At 42.5% G+C, this 26,456-nt stretch carries 19 protein-coding genes and 1 pseudogene; 8 read left to right on the top strand and 12 right to left on the bottom strand.

Going from position 1 to position 26,456, the window contains the following annotated elements; all coding sequences use genetic code 11:
* Positions 1–135: 135 nt before the first annotated feature.
* Positions 136–1,779, bottom strand: a pseudogene (locus tag V7K61_RS24600) (calcium-binding protein); the annotation flags it as partial.
* Between the two features lie 1,029 nt (positions 1,780–2,808).
* On the opposite strand from V7K61_RS24600, the gene V7K61_RS24605 reads away from it, so the two are divergent.
* Positions 2,809–3,171: a hypothetical protein gene (locus tag V7K61_RS24605; RefSeq protein ID WP_335057353.1), complete on the top strand. Its 363-nt coding sequence runs from the start codon at positions 2,809–2,811 to the stop codon at positions 3,169–3,171.
* 171 nt (positions 3,172–3,342) lie between these two features.
* Positions 3,343–3,861 carry a hypothetical protein gene (locus tag V7K61_RS24610; protein WP_335057355.1) on the top strand — a complete coding sequence of 173 codons (519 nt, stop codon included), beginning with the start codon at positions 3,343–3,345 and terminating at the stop codon, positions 3,859–3,861.
* 114 nt (positions 3,862–3,975) lie between these two features.
* Here V7K61_RS24610 and V7K61_RS24615 read toward each other — a convergent pair whose 3' ends face one another.
* A complete protein-coding gene (locus tag V7K61_RS24615) occupies positions 3,976–4,671 on the bottom strand; it encodes a pentapeptide repeat-containing protein (RefSeq protein ID WP_335057357.1) in 696 nt (231 codons plus the stop codon).
* Positions 4,672–4,835: 164 nt separating this feature from the next.
* A complete protein-coding gene (locus tag V7K61_RS24620) occupies positions 4,836–5,624 on the bottom strand; it encodes a tryptophan-rich sensory protein (protein WP_335057359.1) in 789 nt (262 codons plus the stop codon).
* A gap of 136 nt (positions 5,625–5,760) precedes the next feature.
* Here V7K61_RS24620 and hisD point away from each other — a divergent pair, with 136 nt between their 5' ends.
* A complete protein-coding gene (gene hisD, locus V7K61_RS24625) occupies positions 5,761–7,041 on the top strand; it encodes a histidinol dehydrogenase (RefSeq protein WP_335057361.1) in 1,281 nt (426 codons plus the stop codon).
* Between the two features lie 141 nt (positions 7,042–7,182).
* On the opposite strand, the gene V7K61_RS24630 is transcribed toward hisD, so the two are convergent.
* From V7K61_RS24630 to V7K61_RS24665, 8 genes are all read right to left on the bottom strand, one after another.
* Positions 7,183–8,559: an alpha-amylase family glycosyl hydrolase gene (locus V7K61_RS24630; protein ID WP_335057363.1), complete on the bottom strand. Its 1,377-nt coding sequence runs from the start codon at positions 8,557–8,559 to the stop codon at positions 7,183–7,185.
* A gap of 91 nt (positions 8,560–8,650) precedes the next feature.
* Positions 8,651–8,776, bottom strand: a complete 126-nt coding sequence (locus V7K61_RS24635; protein WP_335057365.1) for a hypothetical protein — start codon at positions 8,774–8,776, stop codon at positions 8,651–8,653.
* Between the two features lie 88 nt (positions 8,777–8,864).
* Positions 8,865–9,476: an FkbM family methyltransferase gene (locus V7K61_RS24640; RefSeq protein WP_335057367.1), complete on the bottom strand. Its 612-nt coding sequence runs from the start codon at positions 9,474–9,476 to the stop codon at positions 8,865–8,867.
* Positions 9,477–9,497: 21 nt separating this feature from the next.
* Positions 9,498–9,737: a hypothetical protein gene (locus V7K61_RS24645; RefSeq protein WP_335057369.1), complete on the bottom strand. Its 240-nt coding sequence runs from the start codon at positions 9,735–9,737 to the stop codon at positions 9,498–9,500.
* 158 nt (positions 9,738–9,895) lie between these two features.
* Complete coding sequence (locus V7K61_RS24650; protein ID WP_335057371.1) at positions 9,896–10,711, bottom strand: DUF928 domain-containing protein; 816 nt, start codon at positions 10,709–10,711, stop codon at positions 9,896–9,898.
* 39 nt (positions 10,712–10,750) lie between these two features.
* Positions 10,751–13,150 (bottom strand): CHASE2 domain-containing protein, encoded by a 2,400-nt coding sequence (locus V7K61_RS24655; RefSeq protein WP_335057373.1) that lies wholly within the window; start codon positions 13,148–13,150, stop codon positions 10,751–10,753.
* 494 nt (positions 13,151–13,644) lie between these two features.
* Positions 13,645–14,796 (bottom strand): DUF1822 family protein, encoded by a 1,152-nt coding sequence (locus V7K61_RS24660; RefSeq protein WP_335057375.1) that lies wholly within the window; start codon positions 14,794–14,796, stop codon positions 13,645–13,647.
* Positions 14,797–14,854: 58 nt separating this feature from the next.
* Entirely contained in the window at positions 14,855–16,054 is a 1,200-nt protein-coding gene (locus V7K61_RS24665) for a sigma-70 family RNA polymerase sigma factor (RefSeq protein ID WP_335057377.1), read from the bottom strand.
* Between the two features lie 330 nt (positions 16,055–16,384).
* Here V7K61_RS24665 and V7K61_RS24670 point away from each other — a divergent pair, with 330 nt between their 5' ends.
* From V7K61_RS24670 to V7K61_RS24685, 4 genes are all read left to right on the top strand, one after another.
* Positions 16,385–16,732, top strand: coding sequence for a hypothetical protein (locus V7K61_RS24670; protein WP_335057379.1), 348 nt, complete (start codon positions 16,385–16,387; stop codon positions 16,730–16,732).
* Positions 16,733–17,075: 343 nt separating this feature from the next.
* Positions 17,076–17,438, top strand: a complete 363-nt coding sequence (locus tag V7K61_RS24675; protein ID WP_335057381.1) for a hypothetical protein — start codon at positions 17,076–17,078, stop codon at positions 17,436–17,438.
* Between the two features lie 258 nt (positions 17,439–17,696).
* Positions 17,697–19,916, top strand: a complete 2,220-nt coding sequence (locus V7K61_RS24680) for a peptidase domain-containing ABC transporter (protein WP_335057383.1) — start codon at positions 17,697–17,699, stop codon at positions 19,914–19,916.
* 38 nt (positions 19,917–19,954) lie between these two features.
* A complete protein-coding gene (locus tag V7K61_RS24685; protein ID WP_335057385.1) occupies positions 19,955–21,457 on the top strand; it encodes an HlyD family efflux transporter periplasmic adaptor subunit in 1,503 nt (500 codons plus the stop codon).
* 56 nt (positions 21,458–21,513) lie between these two features.
* On the opposite strand, the gene V7K61_RS24690 is transcribed toward V7K61_RS24685, so the two are convergent.
* Positions 21,514–21,744: a hypothetical protein gene (locus V7K61_RS24690; protein ID WP_335057387.1), complete on the bottom strand. Its 231-nt coding sequence runs from the start codon at positions 21,742–21,744 to the stop codon at positions 21,514–21,516.
* Positions 21,745–21,761: 17 nt separating this feature from the next.
* Between V7K61_RS24690 and V7K61_RS24695 the strand changes: the two genes are divergently transcribed.
* Positions 21,762–26,342 (top strand): two-partner secretion domain-containing protein, encoded by a 4,581-nt coding sequence (locus V7K61_RS24695; RefSeq protein ID WP_335057389.1) that lies wholly within the window; start codon positions 21,762–21,764, stop codon positions 26,340–26,342.
* Positions 26,343–26,456 lie beyond the last annotated feature (114 nt).

Here is a 26,456-nt window from a genome sequence, read left to right on the forward strand (position 1 = left end):
AAATCCAGGTTAGAATATCTTACTTATCTCTGCAAGAATCGCTATCCCTCAATAAAATGGTTAATCGAATGCGAGACGCTAAAAATAGTACCTCGCAAACCCTACCGCTTGGCGATCAAAAAGCGCTAATTCCGATTAAACAATCACAAAATTATTTACGCTGAGTGACAATCCAGCAGATAGTTGGGCAAATTTTACCTGAGTAAACCCAGACGCGCTGCCATCAATGTCAAAGAACAGTCCACCTGTAGCACTGTTGTAGATAAATCGTTGATTGCTTGTCGTTGCAGATGTTCCGAGGGTGAACTGACTTGTCTTAAGTGAACCTGCTGATAACCCGCCGCCAAAGCCAGCAGCCGATACCTGAATCAGTTCATTAGTCGCGTTGAAGTCATAAATACTGTCAACACCTTTATTGTAACTATTGAAAACAAAGGTATCAGTACCAGTGCCTCCATAGAGGGTGTCATTACCAAAACCACCTATCAGGATATCATTCCCGCTGCCACCATAGATTGTGTTCTTACCAAAGGCGCTAGAGGCGGAGATATAATCATTGCCAGCACCACCATCCAGTAAGTTATTACCTTTTGAATTACTAGCATTCAAGTTATCATCCCCAGTACCACCGTTAAGAGTGTTATTTCCAGACGAGCGAGAGTCGTATGTAATGGAGACATCGCGGGGTGAGTAGGGGTCGCTAGGAGTGTAATTGTAGTAGCCAGAAATGGAGAGATAATCATTGCCATCACCCCCAGAGAGCAAATTATCGCCTGTTGAACCGCCAGCACTCAAGGTATCTTTACCTGCACCACCGTTGAGGGTGTTCTTACCAGACGAGCGAGAGTCGTCGGCTCCGTAGTTACCTCCATTGTAGTAGCCAGAGATGGAGAGATTATCATTGCCATCGTCCCCAGAGAGCAAATTATTGCCTGTTGAACCGCTAGCACTCAAGTTATCGTCACCTGCGCCACCGTTGAGGGTATTCTTACCAGACGAGCGAGAGTTGTATTCGTAGTCTGGGTAGCTAAAGCTCTCGTAGCCAGAGATGGAGAGATAATCATTGCCATCGCCCCCAGAAAGCAGATTATTGCCAGCAAGGGAATCATTCCCCGTACCACCAATGAGGGAGTCATTTCCCGCACCACCAATGAGGGTATCATCGCCCGCACCACCTCGCAGCAAATCGTTTCCACTCAACCCATCGATTTTGTCATTACCGCCTTGACCATTAACTACATCATTTGAGTCCTCTAACCCCGTAATGTTATTGTTGAGGTCATTGAGGAAAGTTACTGTGTTCTTGATGCCCAGGCTAGTATCAGTAGAGTTGGAATCGAGGACATTAAAGCTGTCAGTGATACTATTTTGCCCATCAAACAGGATATTACCAAGTGCTGGTTTGCCTCCAGAAGCTTTTAGATTCTCCAAGTTTTCTAGTTTGAAGTTTTGCAGGATAACTAGGGTATTAGCATTCCCTTCAAAGGAGATTTCCAGATTGTTGCCATTCTGAATCAGCAATAAATTTTGAGCAGTTAATCCTGCACCCTGGAATTTGATGGTGTCCACTTCAGCAATAACTGCTGCTGTCGGGTTGGTTCCTTTACCGATGCCACCGAAATCAGTGATTGTATCAGTGCCGTCACCCAAGTTGTAAACAAATTTATCCTTGCCACCGCCACCAGTTAAATAATCATCCCCCTGACCACCAATGAGAGTATCATTCCCAGTACCACCTTGTAGTATGTCGTAGCCGTCGGTTCCAATGATATTTGCCATAATTTTTACCTACCTGATTCCATTTTTTCAGTAATTATCAGTTCTTAACCTTGAATTTGGTGCTATTTTCGGGCACACAATACTTACCGAAGTTGACGTATACCTTAAGAATTAGGAACAGTAATATTCATCAAAGATTTACCCTATGAAAAGGCTTTTCAGTAGTACTTAGGACTTACGCACTTTACACATTCGTTCTGAGACATTCTGCGTGCATATCTACCTTAAAAATACAAAATATTTAAATAACCTAACACTAACCATATACTACCGTATTTACTTAGATGTCTTTGCTTAAAAACACATCTAAAGCATATTCTTCACATTATCCCTGTTCTTTAAGTATTGTTACATAGAAATATCCATGAGGAATTGGTGTAAATTTTTCCTCGTTTTTCCTCGTTCCCAGTCTGAGACCTACGGTGTACACACAAGTCTGAAATAGCTGATTAACCAAGGTTTTACCCCACCCTAACCCTCCCCTTATAAAGGGGAGGGAACCAAATTTCTGATTTCCCCCCAATATATCGGGGGAATTAAGGGGGGTAATTCAACTTGTGTGTACACCGTAGCAGTCTGAGACTGGGAACGAGAGTGCTAGTGACGAATAAAAGCAAGTTTGCTAAGTTCCTATATTGAATTTGAGCAGTCGTTTACTGAATTCGGGCAGTCGTTTATTGAATTCGGGCAGTCGTTTATTGAATTCGGGCAGTTGTTTATTGAATTCGGGCAGTCGTTTACTGAATTCGGGCAGTCGTTTACTGAATTCGGGCAGTCGTTTACTGAATTCGGGCAGTTGTTTATTGAATTCGGGCAGTTGTTTATTGAATTCGGGCAGTCGTTGATTGAATTTGGACAATCCCCAAGAATTTACATAAAGCCACTCAATATATTTGTGATAAATAAATCAATTTATACTGAATAATGCTGGTGTCAAGTAACCCTAATTCTGTTTATCCTAGTGCTGTAAAGTTCAGGGTGGAAGTCAGTTTTTATCCTGGCGCATTATTAATAACAGGAAAGTGATTTATGTCACGTCCAAAACGCGGGTCTAAAGTAATTGATAGAGCGCAGCGTCGGATTGCGGCTTTGAAATCGATCAGTCCCACCTTAGATTTAGGCAATGGGGTAACAATTGACTCCTTTGCAGCAGTCATCAAAACAACGCAAGACAAGTTGGAAGCTTATAACTCAAGCCTCTCTACCGTGGATCTGACTCAGGGAGCCTTAGAAGTTGCCGAAAAGTCGCTGATGGAACTAACAGAACATATGTTACTCAGTGTAGCTGCAAAGTATGGCAAGAATAGCGATGAGTATAAAATGGCAGGGGGCGTTCGTCGAAGCGATCGCAAGCGTCCGGTGCGAAAGCCTAAGCAAGAGGCTGTTGCTTGATAAACAGCCTTTTCTTAGTTAATAAAAATTGTAGGTTGGGTGAAGCAAAGCGCAACCCAACAAAGCTATGAAAATGTTGGGTCTACGTTCCTCAACCCAACCTACACAACTACACAACTTAAGGTTTTTGGCGCTAACCCAATTCAATTTAGTATTTGTTGGGATATGAGTATGATTTCATTTAGACCTTTGATTTTGATTATAGGCACAAGTATTGGTTTACTGCCTCTGTTATCCAACTGGTGCGTCCAAGCACAAAATCAATCACAAAAAATTGAGCTAAAAGTTTATAGTGAAAACGAGCAAAAACAAAGCTGTCCAGACAAGGTAATTGTTACTGAAAAACCCCGCCCTTATCAAGAAGGCAGTTTTGCAACAGATGGCTCTATTAACCTGAGTGCTTATGCCAGTAATATCTCTGTTCAAGCCAGTAATAGCTTTAGTGTTACATGGGTTGGTACACTCAAGCCAAAATATGTTAGATGCTTTGCTTCTGCTGGAATGACTAAGGTTGATGGGCAAGACTACTCTGGAAAGATTAATTATTTACGGATGCACTTTGTTAAAGGTAAAGTTTACTTCATCTTAGATTTGGCTGGTGGCTCTGATGCTAATGCTTATCCCCTAGTAGTGCTAAAAAATAGTTTAAAGAATGGCAATCCTAACTGGACTTGGGGTGGAACTGACTAGTACCGCAAGGCGGAAGGTTAGAGAGACGCGATAAATCGCTGTCTCTACAAGGAATTTATCCGTCAATTAGTTCTTGACAGACTACTAGAGGTAATACTGGAGTCCGGCGATCGCTCATTGTTGAGCAAAAGCTAAGTCACTTTCAATTAACTTGGCATTTGTTAGATTAGCCCCACTCAAATTGCACAAGTGAAAATTTGCCCCTCTTAGGTCTGCTAGTGACAGATTAGCTCCTGTTAAATCTGCACCACTGAGGTTGACTTCACTTAAGTTAGCACTACTTAGGTTAGCCCCTTGAAGTGAAGCTCGTTGCAAGTCTGCCTCGCTTAGGTTTGCCCTCATTAGGTATGCTTTAGTCAAGTCGGCTCTACTTAAATTAGCTTGACTGAGGTCTGCTGCTGTTAAATCAGCTTTACTTAAATTGGCTTGACTTAAGTCCGCCCAACTCAAGGAGGCATAACTTAGGTTAATTTCACTCAGCTTCACTGATGCAAGTACTGCACACCTCAAATTAGCATTAACAAAATTTCTTTCTCCCATTGCATAACGGCGTAAAATTTCATTCGTTGTTACTCTGTCTAAAACAGCTTTTGATGCGCCTTGATAACACCATGTAGCTTGTAATAGTTTGGCAGCAGTGTTAACAGCTACCTCATCACTAGAAGCCACGATTACACCATTGCAGCCATCCCATTGACCGTTAAGCATCAGGGCAATCTCATTAGCGGCAGCAATTGAGTCAAATAGTAAAATAGATTCTTTATGCCGTTTTAACCAGTTATTCCAACTAGTCGAGATAATATTTTTCATTTCTATAAATTTTGGTCTTTTCAGACGATTACGGCTCTAACTATCTATTCTGGCTAATAAGAATCAGACTGGTGTGTGTAACAACCGACCATTATTGTGCGTGCTTAACGAACGCTTGCAAAAAGTTCTCTCTTGAGAAACGCTAGGCGGGTATGTCATCATACTTAAATATGTTCTTGTTGGGTGCGTAAGCTGTTAATCGTTGCGGTTAAAACTAGGAAAATTGCCAAAACCAATACGGTATTTCTGAGCATTGAGTTATCAAAGTGTTTAAGTGCGATCGCCACCAATGCCCAAATTGTTACTCCTGTATAAGCGATGTCTCGATGCTGGATAACTATAACTGCTGCAACTGCTGTTGCTATCAATACCATGATCAGAGTCCAGATTACAGCAGAAATCCCCCAACCGTTCCACCTGTGAAAATCCAAAGCACACGCTACATTGACAATTGTCGCCACGCTAATCCAGCCTAGATAAATACTAATTGGAAAGTGAATACACCATTTTTTCAGCCGAGGTACACGCGATTTGCCAATTTCTAACTGCACATAGATAGCAATCAGGGGTAACAGAATCAAGAGCATTGCAATGATAGAAAGAGCAAAAAGCCGAGACAAAAATAGATATACCCAGATGCTTTGAGCAATACAGGCGATCGCCAACAGATAACCTGTCTTACGTAAATCAGGCTCATGTCGTTGATTAGGTAGAACTTGGTATACCCCAAAAGCAAACAACCCCAGGTAAATCAGCCCCCAGATCGCAAAGGCGTAATTTGCAGGGATAATCAGGACATTTTTAAACAAAGTATTGGAAATTTCCCCGATGCTAAGTCCATTAAGCGGAAAAATATTCGATACGACGTTGATAACAAAAGCACCAAAGATTGCAGCCAAAGTAACAAGCTGCCGCCAAAGATCCTGGTAATTGCCTCTTGTAGACTGCTGCATAGGATGTTAACTCATAATCTTTTGTGCTTTTAGCTTACATCTGAAAAAGAGTGATGGATATAAACCACAGTCATATCTAGCAAGTTAATCAGGAGTTAAACTAATTATTGACCTCACTGCTTTAAAGATACTGTCCATGCAGCTACTTCAAACTACCGACAAAGATTTTTCTGTCAAATTTAAAGCTCTTGTAAGCGATCGCCGGGAAGTTACAGTTGATGTTAGTGGGACAGTACGCGAGATTCTAGCTGATGTCAAAGTGCGTGGTGATGCCGCAGTCAAGGACTATACTAGCCGCTTCGATCGCAACAATCTCCAGTCTTTGCATCTTAGTGAAACCTTTATTGCCGAACACGCAACGCAATGTCCTGCCAATGTCTTGGCGGCGCTGGAATTTGCTGCTGAAAGGATTGTGGCTTTCCATCAAAAACAACTACCGCAAGATATTGGCTACACCGATGCAGTCGGGGTAAAACTGGGATTGAATTGGGTAGCGCTGTCGCAAGTGGGAATTTATGTACCAGGGGGACGGGCTAGCTATCCGAGTTCTTTGTTGATGAATGCCTTACCAGCTAAGATTGCTGGTGTTGAAAGAATTGTCATGACAGTACCGATGCCTGGCGGTGAGATTAATCCTGTCGTATTGGCTGCTGCAAAAGTTGCTGGTGTTACAGAAATATATGGCATTGGTGGGGCGCAAGCGATCGCAGCATTAGCTTATGGTACAGAAAGCATTGCCCCGGTAGATAAAATTGTTGGCCCTGGTAATGCTTATGTTGCTGAAGCCAAGCGTCAAGTCTTTGGCACTGTTGGCATTGATAGCATCGCTGGCCCTTCAGAAATTTTAGTGGTAGCCGACAGCCAAAACAACCCAGATTGGATTGCCTGGGATTTACTTTCGCAAGCAGAACACGATCCTAATGCCCAGTCAATTTTAATTACTGATTCCGAAATCTTCGCGCAACAAGTAATCAAGGCTGTTGAGAAAATTCTCGCCGATTTACCCACCAGAGAAGTTGCCAGTGCAAGTTGGCAAAATTATGCAGCCGTGATTCTGGTTAGCGATTTAGCCGAGAGTATACCACTGCTCAATCAACTAGCTCCAGAACACGTGGAATTGTGTGTGGACAACCCGCAACTCCTGGCCAATCAAATTAAGTGCGCCGGCAGCGTGTTTTTAGGACGTTATACTCCAGAAGCGATTGGCGATTATTTAGGAGGCCCCAATCATGTACTGCCAACTGCCCGTTCTGCCCGCTTTGCTTCTGGTTTGAGTGTCTACGACTTTCTCAAACGAATTACTTTTTTAGAATGTGACAAACAATCATTACAGACAATAGGCAAAGCAGCTGTCACCTTAGCAGAGGCAGAAGGTTTGCCAGCCCATGCAGGTAGTGTATCTGTACGCTTGCAATAATCATAAATCATCACCAAGACGCAATAAATCGCCAGACTAATTATTGTAGAGACGGCGATTCATCGCGTCTCTTGCCTACGATTCATCGCGTCTCTTGCCTACGATTCATCGCGTCTCTTGCCTAAGAGCATGAGGGAGCATCTACACTTGACATTGATTAAAAGGTTCTCGAATAAAATAGAGTGCATCGCGTTTTTGAACTTCCATACCGCCTCTATTCCAGCTTCCCCAACGAGTTATAAATTTTTTCTTGCGATCGCGACGTTCAATAGCAACAGTAAAATTATTACGGAGTTCCCGATAACATCCATCCAAATTCGTCAAGGTCAAATCCAGTGCTGGGATATTAAATTTATTCTCCCCTTTATTGACAACAAAAAATCCTTCACTGCCCCGCTCCATTAGTAATACAGTCGGATTATCAATTGCTGCTAAAACATTTTCTTTAGTATTTTTTCCTTGAGTTCCTCGTTGATGCATAATTTGACGGAATTTGACACCATATTTGATAAAAGCAGCATCTCTATTATCCCAGTTCAGTATTAAAGGAGTGCCACTTTCTCTCGCCAGGATATATGCTGTTGCGAGGAAAGAGTCAGAAGGATCGCTATAGGGGTTAATAGCATTGGAATTAATCTCGCGGATAGTATCGTGGTTTCTGCCAAAAGTGACACTACGCGGATCGTTTATGGCTGTAGGAACTCGCAGAAAACGCAAATCTCCACCAAAGCTGAAGGCATTTTTCATTGAATTGTAGAGAACAAAATCTGTGACAGCAGCAATCCAATTATAATTTTCTGCACTGGTGTCGCTATCTGTGATTACCTCAAGATAATTCCATGCTTTTCCTTGACTTTGTTGATCCACATAGCTGATATACTCTTTGACAACATCTACTGGGATATGCTTGGCAGCATCAAACCGAAATCCATCAATCCCTAAATCTAGCAATTTTTTTAAATGAGCTTTTTGAATTTTTTTAACATTATTGGTAAATCTCAATTCAGGAAGTCCACCTAACCAACAATTAATTTCTGAATCTCTGTTACCATCACTATAATTAATGCTACAAGATTTTTTACCTGGACGGTTTGAGTCCGAATTAAAGTCATTGATAGAAAGACCTGGAAATTTAGTTAAATCTTCAAAATCATCATTGCCATCTAAATTAGCCATGTGATTGAAAACAACATCAGCAATCACTTTGACTTGACAACTGTGGGCTTTACTAATAAGGTTTTTTAAATTGAAGAGTGAACCTCTACCTTCGATAATGCTGTAGTCTACTGGTTGATAGCGTGTCCACCATTTTGGAGCGGGATTAGATTTTTGGGCTGGAGAAATTTGAATGTGAGAATATCCTTGCTTCCCTATTTCACAGACAAACTTTTCGATATCAGTGTACTGCTGGTCAAATGCATGAAAAATTGCAGAAGGTTTTTCTCCTGCTAATATTTTAATTGGGTAAATACAAGTTGTGCAGATTACAACTGCACAGATGAAGATATTTTTTATCAAAGATATTACTCCTAAATCGTATCGTGTTTTACTATGCCATAAAGTTTCCTGGGAAAACCTCAAATTCTTCTTTGTCGATTTCTGCGATCGCTTATTCCGATAAAATATAAATCCATTCTTCCTCACAGTGGTGGGAATGGTAAACAAAAGATTCTTTACCCGCAGGAATAACAGCAAAGTTGACCCCAGTCCGCTTTAGCCCAACCGTGCGTCTCATATATGTCCCCGATATTTCCGAATTATCACAATGCCTGGATACTAAAGTTCTATGTATACGTTCGTTGCAAAAAGCAATCGTTGTTTTTTCAACTCGGCATACCGAACTCTCGCAAAGCATACATATTGCAGATATCAGTACCTTTGAGATATTTTTCTTGCTCTACTATAACTTTATTAAATCCCTTATCTCTCAATAATACTGAAATTTTCTCTACTCTATTTTCTAGATCGTGTACTTCAAGAACAATCTGTTTAATCTTTGACCAATCTTGTTCTTCGATTCTCAAAAGTACATCTAATTCACTTTTTTCTACATCTATTTTTAGTAAGTCAATTCTATGAGTTTTGTACTCTTGTATAACTTCGGATAAAGTTCTTAACTGACAGGTAACTTGTTCTACGATGAAAGCTTTCTTGAATTTATAGTCAAGTATCAACGAAAGCAAGAAACGAGGTATTTTAGTATACCAATACAAAGGCGAAGATAAATCTTCACTATCACGAATAGCATCGATTTTCTGAAAAGCAGCTTTTTTAAATTTATCTATTTCCTCTCTTGAACCATCTGGGTATGCAGTGGATATAGATGTAGTATTAGGATAGTAAGCAAATGTCTCAACCTTTGATGTTCGTGAAATACCGCAAGCTATTGCCTTTATTTTTTCTGGATCGAGGGCTTTAACATTCTGCTCTAACACTTTATATGTTTGAGGAACAGGCTAAAAGGCATAAATGTTTATATTTTTATTACACAATTTATATACCCATAAAGAGAACATACCAATATTAGCTCCTACATCAAATACTGTATCACCTTCATTTAGTTCAATTCCATGTCTAAAATACTCTTGTACTTGCTCGTACATTAAAAATATTTCTTCATTTTTTTGCAGACAAAGAATCTCACTACTATTAGGAAGCGTTACCTTTGGTAAGTTAACTTTTTGGTTGAATGACATAACTTTTAGTTCTAAATTAAAAATACTTAAAATTGCTCAATACATTACATATAGCGCTTCTCGTTTGCGTGAGATACACCCGTAGGGGCGCACATCTGTGCATTACAGCTATTTTCAGGTAAATAGACCACACAGTAGAGGCGCAAGGCCTTGCGCCCCTACTTTGCATTGGCTTGGCAACATTTTATCAAAGGTTGTTTAGCTAAATTCTCTAAATCTATGGATTTAAGCAAATTCATCCACTCCACCGCTAGAGTTGGATCTTCAGGTTTGCTAAGACGTAATTCAGCCAAAGTAGTCAAGGCATCGTACCAAATACCATTCTCGGCGTAAAGGTTTACCCGTTGCTGAGGAGTTGCTTGCTTCAAGCTATCTACTAATTGAGGATTTGGATTGACTCGTTGCACCCATCCTTCCACATATTCTCGTTCTGGAGGTTGTTGGGGATTGCAAATGATTTTTATCTTAAAAAACCAGTGATACATCTTGTCTACTTGCAATGGGGGAGTATTTGCGTTTAAGCGAATGTTAACAATTCCTGGTACTTCTGGTGTTGTTACTATTGTTCGGTAAAGAGTTTGACTTTGTTTACCTGACTCATCTTTGACAACAAACTCAATGGAATCAATTAGAGATTTTTGATAGGGGACAAAAAACCAAAAAGTTGGATATTCCTCATTCGTCAAGCCCCAAACTTTAGTAACAGCAACAGCTTCTGTTTGTCCTTGATTGAGTATCTGTTTATATACAGGTGTAAGTGCAACTATAGACTTATTACCAACACCACAACCACGACTTGCAGCCCCGCCGCGATCGCCTGCTGCACCCCTGTCTGGAGGAGGCGGAGGAGGCGAAAATTTCTTAGGAGCGGCCGCAACTGGTGTCATCCAAATCATTGGAGAATAGCCGATAATTCCCCATAAAGTAATTCCCAATGCCGCGATTAATTGTATTTTTTGCCAATAGCTTTTCATCTGAATTCTGACTCCTGAATTCTGACTTCTTCTTCAATATTAATTTTTAAATTTCATGTTTAAGTAAGTTGTAGCTATTAAACTATTACCTACTAAAGCCAACATAGCAGGAATTAGCGGAACCCAACAACTATATACAATTAAAAATATAAAACAGCTAACGTATAAACTGATAATGGCTATTCCTCCTGCCAAGCTTAAGTAAATGAATCGGTGCAGATAAGCAGTAAACAAACCGCCTAAAAAAGACCAACCCCAAACCCAAATTACCTCACCCCAAAGCGGCCAAGTCCACAACAAAGGTTGTCCGTCCAAAGCAGCCCTTAGCAGTTGACTGACCATTTGGGCTTGTAAAAATACTCCTGGTATTGCCTGTAATTTTCCTTGAGGAGTGATGTAGGGAGTTAACCAGTAATCACCAAAAGTTTCTGCTGTTGTGCCAATAATGACTATTTTGCCTTTGACTGCATTGGCATTTAGCTTACCTGTTAGCACTTCTTGTAAGGTCATACTTGGTGCGTTGGCGTTGGCGTAGCCTCTCGTAGAGAAGCCTGCCGAAGGTATCGCTTCTGGGGAACCAGAAGAACGATAATTTAATAAAGTTTGGTGTCCAAAAGCGTCAACCCCTTGATAACCTCCGGTATGAGCTTCTATTGGTTTAAATGTCACCTTCCCTAATCGCCATGCGCCATCAGGGGTAAATTGCAACCGAATTCCCTTTGCGTACAGGTAACGCAGCGCCAGTTGAACATTCAAGGCATAGTGCGCAGTACAAGGAGATGAGGGCGCAGGAGTTAACGCTAACAGATGGCGACGCACAACATTATCTGAATCAATGGCAATATCGCTAAAACCTAGATTCTGTGAAGAAAGTTCTGGGGGTGGTTTTACACCTGGTTTTCCTGCTTGGGAATCGCTGAGTTGACACACTCCCACAAAGCGATCGCTTTTTCGCATCCTTGCTGCCAATGCTGGATAATCCTTACCCACTGGATAATCTCGGTAGATATCCAAACCAATAACTTGTGCTTGATATGCCTCTAATTTTTCTAACAGTTGGGCAAGTGATTTGTCTGACAACGAACCTTGAGGTTTTTCCGGTTTTTGCGCCTGGACATCTTCTTCAGTCACAGTCACAATCAGTAGGCGTGAATCTGGTTTTTCAGGAGGACGCAAGCGTACCAGTTGGTCAAATGCACTTAACTCTAATGGTTGCAGCACACCCAAATACCTTACCCCAATTAATATTCCAGTTACTACCATGCTCGCCAGTAAGATCGATGAGAAGCCAAGCCGATTTGTGGTTTCTCTAACAGGCGTGGTTTGAGACAAAGATGCAGGGAGATTGGGTGTATTTCTAAACAATTCTCCCCAATTCAACGGCATCTCAGCCGGATTTTGAAAGATGACAGGCAACCATGTAGCGCAGGGAAATTGGTTTTCTAGTCCCTGTAATCTTTCTCGTGCTTCCCTGACGGCTAAATACAACGAGTCTCCCCGTGCGAAGGCTTCCAAAAAATACTTTAAAAACTGTTGCGCCACGCGATCGGGTACAGGCTCTCGCATGACGATAATTTGAGGAATATGTAAATCTGCAAACTCCCATGCCAACCCCAAGCCATCACAGGAATTGAAAATCGCTAGTTTTAGACCCCGTTCTACTGCCTTTTTTAAGGCATACTTTAACTGGCTAATTGTGAGACTTTCTGTTTGATTAATGTAGATTTTTCCTGTTTGATTCGTTTCCTGAGTAGAACTATGTCCGGCGAAAAATAGAATCTGCCAATTCTGTTCCCATAGCTGATCGGTAAGGTCAAGGCATTGTGGTTCAACTAAAAAAGTAATATCTGTATTGGGTAACAAATTAAGTAGCGCCTTGTCTGTTTTGGTATCAATACCTTGACTATTACCCAAAATCGCTAAGATTTTTACTTTGTCGGATGTAGTTGCTATGCGGTTAAGGTTGACTTGTTCGTAGCCAGAAGCGCTCAGGGCTATTTCCGCCTGGGGATAGCGTTCTATCAAATCCCAAAGATGCCAGGGGAGTTTCTGTAATCGCAGGTCTTTGGTTTGTAAAAGCATCCGAATATTATCCGCAAGCATGAGTTTTTCTAACAATTTCTCGCGGATAGAACGAAAGGAATCGGAAGCAAGCCAAGTATTAAAACTGACTTTAAATTCCTCACTCACCTGCTGGCAGTATTCTAGGCTGGGGGCTTGGTTAAGTTCTTTAGCTAAACCAATCGGACGAGATGGCAACTTTAAATTACGATAAATAGATTGCCAACGGTGATAATCGCGGAGAATTTCCGGGTTGGGGGGAAGCTCACCTGTGATTTCCACAGTCGGGCGGACATTTTCATCGCCAATCTGTAGAGTCACGGTAAACCCTTGTTCAAAGTTTCCCTCCCCTAACTTTAAGATGATTAACTTGTCCACAGCTAGTTCTTCCTAGATGTTGAGTACACCTGTAGGGGCAGGGCATTGACTATTGGTGTCAACTTAAGCTTAAATGCTTGTCCCACATACGCTTTACCCCACCCTAACCCTCCCCTTGTAAAGGGGAGGGAACTCGATTTCCGGCTTATCCCCTTACCTAACCCTGCCCTTGTAAAGGGGAGGGAACTCGATTTCCGGCTTCCCCCCTTTACAAGGGGGGATTGAGGGGGGTAATTTGACTTGTGTGTACACCCGTAGCCCCTTACCAAGGCGAGGGGCGGTTTTGGCTTTAGACAAAACCGGGGTGAGGTGACGCTGTGAGTAAGCATAAGTGAATGAACTCAATATCACGTCTTGACAAGGGTTTCACGTTAAATTAACACCTTTAACCCTGCTATATATATCTTGATTCTTAAATAGGTTGTTGTGTGTTGTGAAATTCAGTTTAAGAGTAAATAATAGAGGCTGAACGTGAAGATTTTTGAAGGTAATATTTAAAACCGCAAAATCTCTCGCTCATAGTCTTCAGGTGTGGGTTCTATTTCCCAAACCAATCCTTCTCCTAGTTCCAAAATTACTTCCAAATACAACATATCTACAGGAGTTGTTGCTGTATCTTGATTATTTTCAAAAGCTTGTAAGTCTTCCGTTAGTAGTCGAAGCTTAAATCCAGCCGGAATTTGACCATCAAGAGTTGTACTTCGCAATTCAAAACGCCAAACATAATCCTCAGAAGCGCTTTTTGGGAAAATGCGTAACTCGTATGTTTGCTCTGCAACTTTTATTTGCCGAGACAAGCCGAGAACTGGTTCTGCACTCCGCATTCCGGCAGGTAGCACAACGAATTCTCTTTTTTCCCATCCCCACTGTTGGGCTAAATTGGCTACTCCTGCCTGCAACCATTGCGGAATCGATCGCTGTATAAGTAAACCCTGACGCAGTTCATACAACTTTTTTCGCCAACCGCTATGTGCCAAGAGCGCACCCCAGAGTGAAAATGGAACTGCTAAACGCGGGAATTTCACATCGCGATCGCCCAATCTTTCTAAAAGGTTTTCTGCCTGGGTTTTGCTAATAGAATCTAAAGGTGCAATCTCAGCACGTAAGGTTTCTAGCTGATTAAGTTGGCGTGTAACCCACAGCACATTAATATCTGGAATTAAATCTTCTTTTTCCAAGCTGTAAGTGCGATCGCCAGCATCATAAACCCCTTTTGTTTTCAGAATTTGATGGGTTGTGTAGCCAAAAATCTTCATCCAGCCATCATCGGGATTAACTTGTACTGCTATGTAATAGTCAGCAACCCACTCTGGTATATCTACCCATTCCTGCGGTACGCGTAACTCATCGTCATCCATCGCCAGGGTGGGAATTAATACCAGGCGATCGCGATCGAAAGTAATAGCTGTGCCATTGACTACTTCCCAAAAACTCGGCAATGCCGCACTGTGAGGATAAACCCTGGCGGTGGGAGCAATTTCCTCCTGGAACCAAGGCAAAAATGCTTGCAAGCATTTTTGATTTATCCACCCACGTTGACAAGCACCAGCTGTTGAGTATGGTTGTTCTTGCACTTCTGGAAATTGAGTAATTTCCAAGTATAAATGCTGTGAGTCAATAGTGAATGGGGCAGGTGGGTTCAACATAAAAATTCTAGAATGGCTCCATATAAAGACCAATATTGGGGAGAGGGGAGAGACAAAATTATTTCTTGTCTGCTGATTGAATTTGGGTATGGCTATATTGGACTTTGAGCCATTCCTCTAAACTTGTGTTTATGGCATCTACTACGTCGGATTTAGGGGAAATATGCAAGGTGTTTTGACTCCATTGCGTGAGAGTCAGCAGCAATGACTTTTTAATGCTGCTCAGGCGACGAGAAACAGTATATTGCTTAATTTCTAACTGGGCAGCAATTTCTTGTTGAGTCAGTTGTTGAACGTAGTAAGCTTGTAGTATTTTTTGTGACTCAGTATCGAGTGCAGCGATCGCTTGGGACAAAACTTGGTTTAACTGAGCTTGCTGCGATCGCATATTCACCGCTTCTTCCTGCTCAATAATTTCCGTTAGTAAAGATGTTTGCAAATCTACAGGCAATATATCTAATAAATTACCCTCATCTTCTTTGAGGGGAGCGTCTGCGGAAACAATCTGAGGATAAAGGAAAGTACGGGCAGCTTTAGCAGCAGATAATACCCAGGTTTCTATGGTTTGCTGATTGACTGCGGCAGCGGGCGAACTCAATTGGCTGAAACGTTGTGCATTATAAAGATTACTAATAGCCTCCCAAGTCAAAGCATCTGGTTTGGGAAGCTGACGAATTTTTGTATTGTCACCTGTGTAGAGTTCCTTAAAGCATTCCCAGGCTAAAACATAACTCTCGATGCTTTCTTTGTTAAATCCGGCATTTTGTAATGACTGCACTAGTCGTTTGCGGCTGAGTTTATGCAATAATGCCCAGTCTGAGCAAATGTTTGCTTCCCGCTGTAAACGCACTGCATCTTTGATAATCGATTCAAAAGTTAATTGTGCATAGGCTTTTAAATGCGAACTGTATTGAGGATTGAAATTTTTGAGTATTTTGTGAGTATTAGCGATCGCCATCTGAAAACAGTCTGCTACAGACGACTGCGTGGGAAAGTTGAGGGCGAATTTTTTGGCAGTCCAATAGCAAACCTCTTGTAAGTAAGCAGAAATATGTGCAAGTGCCACAGCACTAGATTGAGTTTGCCAAGCTTTATACCAGTAAAGTGCCCAAAATGTATCTGATTTCTCAGTTGACGACTCCAGGCAAACTTTCATACTGCGTCGCAGTTTGGCATCTGTTGCCCAACCACTAAATTGATCTAGATCGAATTGCACAAAGGTAGAAAAGATTTCAACAATGCCCTGTCGGGGTTGCATGGAATACTTGCCGCTGTTTGAAACATAGCCGATTTCAATTATACAACAATATGTCCAAAAGCTAATTCCTTGCTGCGTAAGGATTTTACAGATTTTTCAAAAATTTTCCGATTTCAGTGCATAAAGACTAAAAGTCATCGTAGAGAGTGATATGCAGAGAAGTTCATTTAAAAAGATGCTTTCTTTGGGGACTAGCGGAATCATTGAAGAAGTTCGTCTACAGAACAAAATTTCGATAGTTACATCCGCAAATTTATCCCCCAATTATGCAACTTCTTAAAAGTTACCTAATTATCTCTGCATCACCTAATTAACAAAGAGAGAAAAACCATGTTAACTAATCAAACCTGCCTAGAATCTTTTGGTTTAATTGAAGAACTTGACGAACAAGCTGCTGAAACAATTAGTGGCGGTTACGAAGTTTTTGAAGTTAAAAACAAAACGGGATACAATATCCCCTACACTGTCGATGGTACAACAACAGGCGATCCAGCACCTGGCTCCGATCGTATATGGACTGCTTACAGTGGAGGAATCATTGAATTTGACACTGACGGTCGAAGTGGCTACGAACAATATAAAAAATACAATCTGGCCGATGGAGGAGTGTATGAGTTTCAAGACAACCTAAATACTACTGGCAATCCCTATGATATCGAACTCTATCGGGTAGACTAATCTGCAATTCTCAAGTTAATTTACTGATTTGAATTTTCAAGGTTAGATTGTCCTATCTCGGTTCAGCTCAAAGAGCTAACTACTCAAAAATCTGGGCTAAAAAGCTGAATACAATATAACGTCGGGGCAAGTGCCCCGATTTTTTTTATGCATAAGGATTTGCCAGATTTTTCAAAATAGTTATACTCCAAGTGCATAAAAACTCAAAGTAGTCGTAAAGAGGGTTATGGCAAGCGCAATGACTTTTTAGCGCGTCACCCAAGCTATCAAAAGTCTGAACTGCAACTTCTTAAAAGTTGCCTAATTATCTCTGCATGACCTAATTAACAAAGAGAGAAAAGCCATGTTAACTAATCAAAGCTGCCTAGAATCTTTTGGTTTAATTGAAGAACTTGACGAACAAGCTACTGAAACAATTAGTGGCGGCTACGGGGTTTTTGAAATTAAAAATAAAACGGTATATAATGTCCCCTACGCTATCGATGGTACAGTAACAGGCGATCCAGCACCTGGCTCCGATCGTATATGGACTGTGTACAGTGGAGATGGATTAACCATTGAATTTGATGCTGACGTTAGAATTGACTACATAAAATTAAAAAAATACACTTTGACTGATGGAGTATATGAGTTTCAAAACAACTTAAATACTGACAATCCATCTGATATCGATCTCTATTCCGTAGAACCTATCCCACTATTTTAAAAATCCCCACTTCTTTTTGTCAAATATGTCTGAAAACCTTGATTTTTCGTTTTCAGGCTAATGTGCAATTTGAAAAAAATATTTACAAAATCACTGCCTAAACTCCAAATTATGGGTGGTGGATATTTGAATCTGATTCTTCAGCGCAAATGCTGAAATAAACAAGCTGTCACAAATCTGGGCTGACAAGCTAAACACTCCCATAAGTCGGGGCTTTTAAACCCGACCTTCTTTCTTGGCTACCAAAAAGCTCGAATTATGAAATACCAAATAGTCCTCCAACACACTGAAGAAGACTGTGGTGCAGCGTCCCTAGCCACCATTGCCAAACATTACGGACGCACATTTACCCTCAACCGCGTCCGAGAAGCCGTAGGTACTGGTTCTAGAGGAACATCCTTGCTGGGATTGAAGCGGGGTGCAGAAGTACTAGGATTCAACGCCCGCCAAGTAAAAGCCAGTCCCCAATTAATCGACCAATTAGATCAAGCTCCCTTACCAGCAATTATCCACTGGAAAGGCTACCACTGGGTGGTATTATACGGGCAAAAAGGCAAAAAATACGTCATTGCCGACCCTGGTGTTGGTATCCGTCATCTTACCCGTCAAGAGTTAATGGCAGGTTGGGGTAATGGCGTCATGTTACTGCTGACTCCAGACGACAGTCGTTTTTATCAACAAGAATCAGATAAAATTGGCGGACTGGGAAGATATCTGCAACGGGTTTGGCCCTATCGTTCTATTCTCGCTCAAGCGATCGCCCTTAACATCGCCATTGGACTACTTTCTTTGGCATCTCCCTTCATGATGCAACTCCTCACCGATGATGTCTTAGTACGAGGTGATACTCAACTACTAACCACCGTCGCCATTGGCGTTATCGCCATGAACTTAATTAGAAGCGCCATTAGTTTAGTCCAATCTCACCTCATCGGTCACTTCGGTCAAAGATTGCAATTAGGACTAATTCTAGAATACGGACGCAAACTCTTACATTTACCCCTATCCTACTTTGAAGGACGACGCAGCGGAGAAGTTGTCAGCCGCATTGCCGATGTCAAAGCCATCAATAACTTAGTTTCCCAAATTGTCCTCGGATTACCCAGTCAATTCTTTATTGCTGTAATTTCCTTGGGTTTTATGCTCTTTTACAGTTGGGAACTAACTCTCGCTTCCATAGTTGCATTTATAGTTGTCACGGGTGTTAACCTGCTTTTCTTACCCGCGATGCGCCAGAAAACCCGGAATCTGATTATTTCTGGTACAGAAAATCAAGGCTTTTTGGTAGAAACATTTCGCGGCATCCAAGTATTAAAAACTACCCAAGCCACTCCCCAAGCTTGGTCAGAATACCAAGGGAATTATGGTCGTCTTGCTAACTTGGGCTGGAGTATGATGAAACTGGGACTGTATAGCAGTACAGTTACTGGCATTCTTTCTACCTTCATTAGTATTGGTATCCTTTGGATAGGTAGCTATTTAGTCATTAATCGCACCTTAACAATCGGTCAATTAATGGCATATAACGGCATGAGTGGCAACTTTCTCGGCTTCTTAGGTGCTGCCATCGGCTTAGTAGATGAGTTTATCACAGCCCAGATAGTTCTTCAACGGATGACAGAAGTTATTGACGCTACCCCAGAATCCGAAAATGATTTTAAAAAGCCTTGGGCACAAATTCCTGGTAATGCAGATATTACTTGCACTGAACTTAACTTTCATCACGCAGGTAGAGTTGACCTCTTACAAGATTTTTCCTTAACTATTCCTGGCGGTAAAGTTATTGCTTTAATTGGCAAATCTGGCTGTGGTAAAAGTACCCTGGCAAAATTGCTGACTGGCTTATATAAAGTCGAGTCTGGGAATATTCGTTATGGTTTATATAATCAGCAAGATTTATCCTTAGAATGTTTGCGTCAACAAGTGGTATTAGTTCCTCAAGAACCCCACTTTTGGAGTCGTTCGATTATTGATAACTTCAACTTTAGCTATCCCCATATTAGTTTTGAAGAAATTGTCAAAGCTTGTCAAATTGCAGGTGCAGATGAATTTATTAGCAAACTCCCTGATAAATATCAAACTGTTTTAGGAGAATTTGGGGCAAATCTATCTGGCGGACAACGCCAAAGATTAGCCATAGCCAGAGCCATAGTTACTCAGTCACCAGTCTTAATTTTAGATGAATCCACGGGCGCACTCGACCCCGTAAGCGAAAGACAAGTATTAGATAGACTTTTATCCCATCGTCACAATCAAACGACTATTTTAATTAGTCACCGTCCCAAGGTGATACAGAGGGCAGATTTAATTGTATTTTTAGAACAAGGGCGCTTAAAAATCCAAGGGACACCAGAAGAATTGCGCTCTTTACCTGGCGAACATTTAGATTTCTTAGATGATATTTTTCCCTCTCATAATGGGTTGGCACTGATATCTTCCCCGGCTCATCATAACGGTAAGACTGCCACCATTAATTAAGATAATTCGTAATTCGTAATTCGTAATTTGTAAGAGACATGGTTAGCAACACAAATTTTCTTCCCCCCATTCAAACAAACGAATTTCTCCCACCAATTACTCGTTGGACAACATGGGGCGGTATGTTTATTCTCTGCGTTCTCGGATTAGCTGGGCCACTTGCTGCTATTAGTAAATATAAGGTTACAGTCCAAGCACAGGCGGTTGTGCGTCCGGCGGGTGAATTGCGAATTGTGCAAGCGGCCACCGAAGGTCAGGTTATGCACATTTATGTCAAAGAAAATCAGCTTATCAAAAAAGGAGATGCGATCGCAACTATCGATGACTCCCGTCTGCAAACCAAAAAAAGCCAATTGCAAACTAGTATTCAACAATCTAAGTTACAACTAGTGCAAATCAATGCCCAGATTAGTTCCCTTGATAGCCAGATTCAAGCCGAAACTGACCGCCTTAACCGGATTATTACTGGCGCCCAAGCCGAATTGAGCGGCCGCCGTCGGGAATATCAAGATAAAAATCTGACTACTGTTTCCGAACTCCAAGAAGCTGATGCTAACGTCAAAATTGCTGAGAAAGAATTGCTGGCTGGGGAAGCACAGTTAAAAACAACACAAGCAAATCTCCATGCTGCTGAAGCTGCTTTGGGTGTAGCCCAGTCAAAACAGAAGCGATATGAGAGTGTAGCCAACCAAGGGGCGCTATCTCAGGATCAATTGGAAGAAGCACAATTATCTGCCAGACAGCAAGAGCAAGCGGTAAAGGCGCAACAAGCAGCAGTGGAGGCGCAAAAACAGACAATTGAACGGTTACAACAAGCGGTATCTGCTGTGATTGCCAGAAAACAACGCGCCCAAGTTGCCGTCAATCCAAGTAATGTAGCAGTAACTGTTGCTACTGAGCGAATCGCTCAAGAAAAAGCCGGAGGGGAAAGCAACAAAGCAACAATAGAAAAGGAACGCCAAGCCTTAGTTAACCAACGGATTGAAATTGAAAAGCAGTTAGAGCATGATACTAGCGAACTCAAACAAGCCAAAATAGATTTAGCTCAAACTGCGATTGCAGCTACTGCCGATGGTATCATTTCCCAACTCAATCTGCGAAACCCAGGTCAAACTGTACGTGCTGGCGAAGAAGTATTGCAAATTGTCCCCACTGATGCACCTCAAGTTTTGAAGGCTGCGGTAGCATCAGATGAGCAAAGTAAGTTAAAAATTGGTCAAAAAGTCCAAATGCGGGTCAGCGCTTGCCCCTACCCAGATTATGGTACTCTAAATGGTCAAGTACAAACGATTTCTCCAGATGCGATCGCACCTCAAAAGAATGGCACAAATTCATCGATGAATGGGACTACTAGCCCAAAAGCTACTGCACCTGGTGCTTTTTATGAAGTGACAATTGAACCGGAAGCTCTGGTTTTAGGTAAAGGGAAAAACCAGTGTCACATTCAATTGGGCATGGAAGGTAGGGTTGATATTATTTCCCGTGAAGAAACTGTGCTGCAATTTGTCCTCCGTAAGGCGAGGTTGATTAGTGATTTGTAACTTTTTTAATTCCTATATTGAATTCGGGCAGTCGTTGATTGAATTCGGGCAGTCGTTTATCGAATTCGGGCAGTCGTTAATTGAATTCGGGCAGTTGTTAATTGAATTCGGGCAGTCGTTGATTGAATTCGGGCAATCGTTAATTGAATTCGGGCAGTCGTTGATTGAATTCGGGCAATCGTTAATTGAATTCGGGCAGTCGTTGATTGAATTCGGGCAGTCGTTGATTGAATTCGGGCAACCAATGTGTAACGGAATGTAACATATTCACAGATGAAAATGAGCAAGCGAGGCTGGTTCTGATATGACTACCTGTAAAAATAGAAATTGGCACTCAGATTTATTAGAAGTTTTTGGCATTATTGGAGTGCTTGCTCATGTCATATTTTGTTCTGAAAATCACGCCTTAGCCCAGATTCCCCCTGATGGAACATTGGGTAATAACTCTTCAAAAATCACTCCCAATGTTAATATTAAAGGACTTCCGGCTGATCGCATTGATGGTGGAGCAACTCGCGGTGCAAACCTGTTCCATAGTTTTCGTGAATTCAATGTCGAAAAATCTCAGCGAGTTTATTTTGCCAATCCCACGGGAATTAAAAATATTCTCACACGGGTAACGGGAAGTAACGTCTCGAATATTCTCGGCACATTGGGGGTAGATGGTGGCGCAAATTTGTTTTTTATCAATCCCAATGGGATTTTATTTGGGGATAATGCACGCCTAGATGTAGCGGGTTCCTTTGTAGCAAGTACGGCGAATTCTTTTGTGTTTGGCAATGGGTTGGAATTTAGTGCAACAAATCCTCAGAATCCTTCTTCGTTACTAACAGTTAATCCTTCCGCTTTGCTATTCAATCAAATTACTGCTGCACCGATTCAAAACAACTCAGTCGCACCAGCAGGAATAGATCCCACAGGTTTTAATGCATCTGGTTTACGAGTAGGAGATGGTAAAAGTTTGCTGTTAGTTGGTGGCGATATCAGCATTGATGGCGGGAGGTTAAATGCCTTTGGTGGGCGGGTGGAGTTAGGAGGATTAGCAGCAGCGGGAACAGTTGGACTAAATATAGATGGTAATAATCTAAGTCTGAGTTTTCCTGACGGAGTAGAGCGAACAGATGTGTCTGTTACTAACGCAGCTAGATTAGATGTCGCTGCTGGAGATGGCGGCAACATTGCCATCTACGGGCGAAATCTAAATATTGGTGGAATGAGCGAGCTTGTGGGAGGAATACGACCGTCTTTAGGATCTGTGGATAGTCAGGCAGGAGATATTACACTCAACGTAACGGGAGCAATCAAAGTTGATGCAAGTTCAATATGGGATTCAGTATATAATGCATCTGGTAACAGTGGTAGTATTCGTATTAATGCTGAGTCACTTTTTCTTAGCAATGGGAGTTATCTAGAGAGCGGCACTTTTGGCAAGGGGAATGCTGGCAGCGTATTTGTGCAGGCATCAGGTTCTGTCTCTTTGGTGAATAGTTACATCTACAGCACTGTAGAAACAGGAGCAGTCGGAGCGGGTGGCGACATCAATATCACTGCCGGGTCGCTGTCTTTGACCAATGGTGCTCAACTGCTAACCTTCGTTCGGGGAACTTCTGATCCCCCTGCTGGGCGTGGCGATGCTGGCAATGTGAATATTGATGTCCGTGATGCTGTCACTATTGATGGTGTGAATAACGGACGTGTTAGTGCAGTTTACACCTATGTGGACAACGGAGCGATAGGCAATGCGGGTGACATCAATATCACCACCGGGTCGCTGTCTTTAACCAATGGCGCTAAACTGGATGCCAGTATATATGGAGAGGGGAATGCTGGCAGCATATTTGTGCAGGCGTCTGACTCGGTTTCACTCGCAAATAGCAACATCCTCAGTGCTGTAGGAAATGAAGCGGAAGGACTGGGTGGCGATATCAATATTAAAGCTAAGACACTTTCCTTAACTGATGGCAACCTAATTTCTAGTACCCTTGGACGGGGGAATGCAGGTAACATATTTGTGCAAGCCTCTGACTCGGTTTCTCTCATCAATAGCATCATTGGCAGCCCTGTACAAAATGAAGCGGTCGGCAATGGTGGTGATATTAATATTACTACTGGGGCGCTTTCTCTAAGTGATGGCGCTAACCTGTTTGCCAGCACAGATGGGCAGGGGAATGCCGGTAACATTTTTGTGCAAGCTTCGGGTAGAGTCTCCCTTGCAAATAATAGCTTTATTGGCAGCAATGTAGCAAAAGAAGTAGTCGGCAGCAATGGTGGCGACATCAATATCACCGCTGGGTCACTCTCCTTAACTAATGGCGCTTCTCTGAATGCCGGCACCTCTGGACAGGGGAATGGTGGCAGCATTTTTGTGCAAGCGTCGGACTTGGTTTCTCTCACAAATAGCAACATGCTTAACAGTGTAGATAGTGGGGCAGCCGGCAATGGTGGCGATATCAATATTAAAGCTAAGACATTTTCCTTAACTGATGGAGCTGCTCTAGTTACCAGCATCTTTGGAAAAGGGAATGCAGGCAGCGTATTTGTACAGGCATCGGGTAGAGTCTCCCTTGCGAGTGGCAGCTACATCTCTAGCAATGTTATAGGAGTAGGAACGGGGGGCGACATCAATATCACCGCCGACTCCCTTTCCTTAACTGATGGCGCTGCTCTATTTACTGCCACTCTTGGACAGGGGAATGCAGGAAATGTGATGATTAAAGCTGATGGTGCAGTTTTATTGGACGGTGTGCGGGTAATAGATGGCTTTCCTATAGCTAGCGGGGCTTACAGCGGGGTGATACCAGTAGCAACTCTAGGAAGTGTGGGCATTGGCAATGGTGGCGACATCAATATCACCGCAGGTTCATTTTCTCTAACCAATGGCGCTCAATTGAATACCTTCACTGGTGGACAGGGGAATGCAGGAAACGTAACTATTAAAGCTGACGGTGCAGTTTTATTGGACGGTGTGGGGGAAATAAGTGGTATCCCTGTACCAAGCAGCGTTTACAGCGGAGTGGGAGGGTTCTCAGCTAGCCAGTTCTTCGAGGCTTTCGGATTTTTGGGTTTGGGATTGGTACCAGATCAAGGAATTTTGGGCAATGGCAAGGGTGGCAATATCAATATTACTGCTGGTTCACTCTCCTTGACCAATGGTGCTCAACTGGAAACTAGTACTAGTGGGCAGGGAAATGCTGGTAGCGTATTTGTCCAAGCGAAAGATTCAGTTTATCTAGCAGGCAGTGGCACTGGTATCCTCAGTAATGTATCTTCTGAAGCGGTAGGCAAGGGTGGCGAGATCGATATTACCACTGGCTCACTCTTTTTGACCAATGGCGCTGCACTAATTTCGAGTACTCGTGGACAGGGGAATGCTGGTAACGTATTTGTGCAAACTAAAGATTCGGTTTATCTGGCAGGTAGTGGCACTGGTATCTTCAGTAATGTAAATCGTGGAGGAGTAGGCAAGGGTGGTGATATCGACATCTCATCCCGGTCTTTTTCTGTAACGGGTGGCGCTGAACTAGCAGCTAGCACTGAAGGGCGGGGAAATGCAGGAAATATTTTGGTCAATGCAACAGATTCTGTTGAACTCTCTGGAGTTGCTTCGTTCCCAATCCTTGAAGATGGTCGTGCAGGCGGATTCTCTAGTGGGTTGTTTACGACCACCAACAAAGGAGCCACTGGACAAGGTGGTGAACTGGGCGTTACTACTGGTATTTTACGTGTATCAGATGGGGCGGTTTTGAGCGCCCGCAGCCAAAGCGGCTCCAAGGGTGGTAATATCACTGTTAATGCTAATGTGCTTGAAGTAACAAATGGTGGGCAATTTCTTACCACTGCCTTCAACAGCGGCGATGCAGGTAACATCGCCGTCAAAGTTAAAGACCGGATCACTATTTCAGGCAGTGATTCCACCTTCAGCGATCGCTTTAACTCTGTTGCTAAAGTCTTTGGTGAGGAGCAAGCCAAGGCTACAATTGATCCTGTTCGCCCAGAAGCAGGGTTGTTTGCCAACACCGCGACTGGCTCTAGTGGAAATGGTGGTAGTATCTTCATTGACCCGATGCGGTTAGCGATCGCAGATGGTGGGGGTATCGCCGTAGATAGCCAAGGAACCGGGAAGAGTGGCAACTTACAGGTACAAGCAGGCTTTCTTACCCTCGACAATAAGGCTTTCCTCTCGGCAATAGCAAACAGCAGTCAAGGTGGAGATATTGCGCTAACAGTACAGGATCTGCTACTACTCCGTCGCAACAGTCAAATCTCCACCACTGCCGGGAATCGCGAATTCGGTGGCGATGGCGGCAACATCACCATCAATAGCCCTTTCATTGTCGCCGTCCCCGAAGAAAATAGCGATATCAGCGCTAACGCCTTTACAGGGATTGGTGGTAGAGTTGACATTACAACAAACGGTATTTTCGGTATTGTCCGGCAAAAAAGTCCAACCGAAAACAGCGACATTACAGCGAGTTCGGAATTGGGAGTGAGTGGGCAAGTAACTATCAACAGTCCAGATACTGACCCTAGTCGCGGCTTAATTCAACTACCCTCTAACCTCGTGGATGCATCCCAACAAATCGCTCAAGGTTGCACTCCCAGAAGACGACAAAACGCCAGTCGTTTTATCTCTACAGGACGCGGTGGATTACCCCAAAGTCCTAATGAACCGTTGCGAGGACGAGCAGTAATTACTGGTTGGGTAGATTTGCCCACAGAAGTAACAGCCATCACGGATAAATTACCTACTGCATCTATGACCAAATCTACCGATCCGATTGTGGAGGCTCAAGGATGGATTGTCGATGCTAATGGTAATATTATGCTTGTGGCTCAATCTGTGCAAAGTTCTTCTATTCCCTCTGCTATTTCCTGTAGTCAATAATTCGTTACTCCAGGAGTCAGGGCAGGAATTACGATGAAACCCAAGAGCGATCAAAACAATCAGATGCATTACCTAATTTTAAGTTTTAAAAAGTTTACTTTTATCTAGTTAAAA

The organism is Nostoc sp., assembly GCF_036918015.1.
In the GTDB taxonomy this organism is placed as follows: Bacteria; Cyanobacteriota; Cyanobacteriia; order Cyanobacteriales; family Nostocaceae; genus Nostoc.

Bases quoted from the DNA above. Each gene is read 5' to 3' on its own strand.
- V7K61_RS24665 (WP_335057377.1), bottom strand. From the start codon at position 16,054: ATGCAACCCCGACAGGGCATTGTTGAAATCTTTTCTACCTTTGTGCAA.
- V7K61_RS24645 (WP_335057369.1), bottom strand. From the start codon at position 9,737: ATGTCATTCAACCAAAAAGTTAACTTACCAAAGGTAACGCTTCCTAAT.
- V7K61_RS24635 (WP_335057365.1), bottom strand. From the start codon at position 8,776: ATGAGACGCACGGTTGGGCTAAAGCGGACTGGGGTCAACTTTGCTGTT.
- V7K61_RS24680 (WP_335057383.1), top strand. From the start codon at position 17,697: ATGAAATACCAAATAGTCCTCCAACACACTGAAGAAGACTGTGGTGCA.
- hisD (WP_335057361.1), top strand. From the start codon at position 5,761: ATGCAGCTACTTCAAACTACCGACAAAGATTTTTCTGTCAAATTTAAA.
- V7K61_RS24615 (WP_335057357.1), bottom strand. From the start codon at position 4,671: ATGAAAAATATTATCTCGACTAGTTGGAATAACTGGTTAAAACGGCAT.
- V7K61_RS24605 (WP_335057353.1), top strand. From the start codon at position 2,809: ATGTCACGTCCAAAACGCGGGTCTAAAGTAATTGATAGAGCGCAGCGT.
- V7K61_RS24675 (WP_335057381.1), top strand. From the start codon at position 17,076: ATGTTAACTAATCAAAGCTGCCTAGAATCTTTTGGTTTAATTGAAGAA.
- V7K61_RS24610 (WP_335057355.1), top strand. From the start codon at position 3,343: ATGATTTCATTTAGACCTTTGATTTTGATTATAGGCACAAGTATTGGT.
- V7K61_RS24685 (WP_335057385.1), top strand. From the start codon at position 19,955: ATGGTTAGCAACACAAATTTTCTTCCCCCCATTCAAACAAACGAATTT.
- V7K61_RS24620 (WP_335057359.1), bottom strand. From the start codon at position 5,624: ATGCAGCAGTCTACAAGAGGCAATTACCAGGATCTTTGGCGGCAGCTT.
- V7K61_RS24695 (WP_335057389.1), top strand. From the start codon at position 21,762: ATGACTACCTGTAAAAATAGAAATTGGCACTCAGATTTATTAGAAGTT.
- V7K61_RS24670 (WP_335057379.1), top strand. From the start codon at position 16,385: ATGTTAACTAATCAAACCTGCCTAGAATCTTTTGGTTTAATTGAAGAA.
- V7K61_RS24650 (WP_335057371.1), bottom strand. From the start codon at position 10,711: ATGAAAAGCTATTGGCAAAAAATACAATTAATCGCGGCATTGGGAATT.
- V7K61_RS24660 (WP_335057375.1), bottom strand. From the start codon at position 14,796: ATGTTGAACCCACCTGCCCCATTCACTATTGACTCACAGCATTTATAC.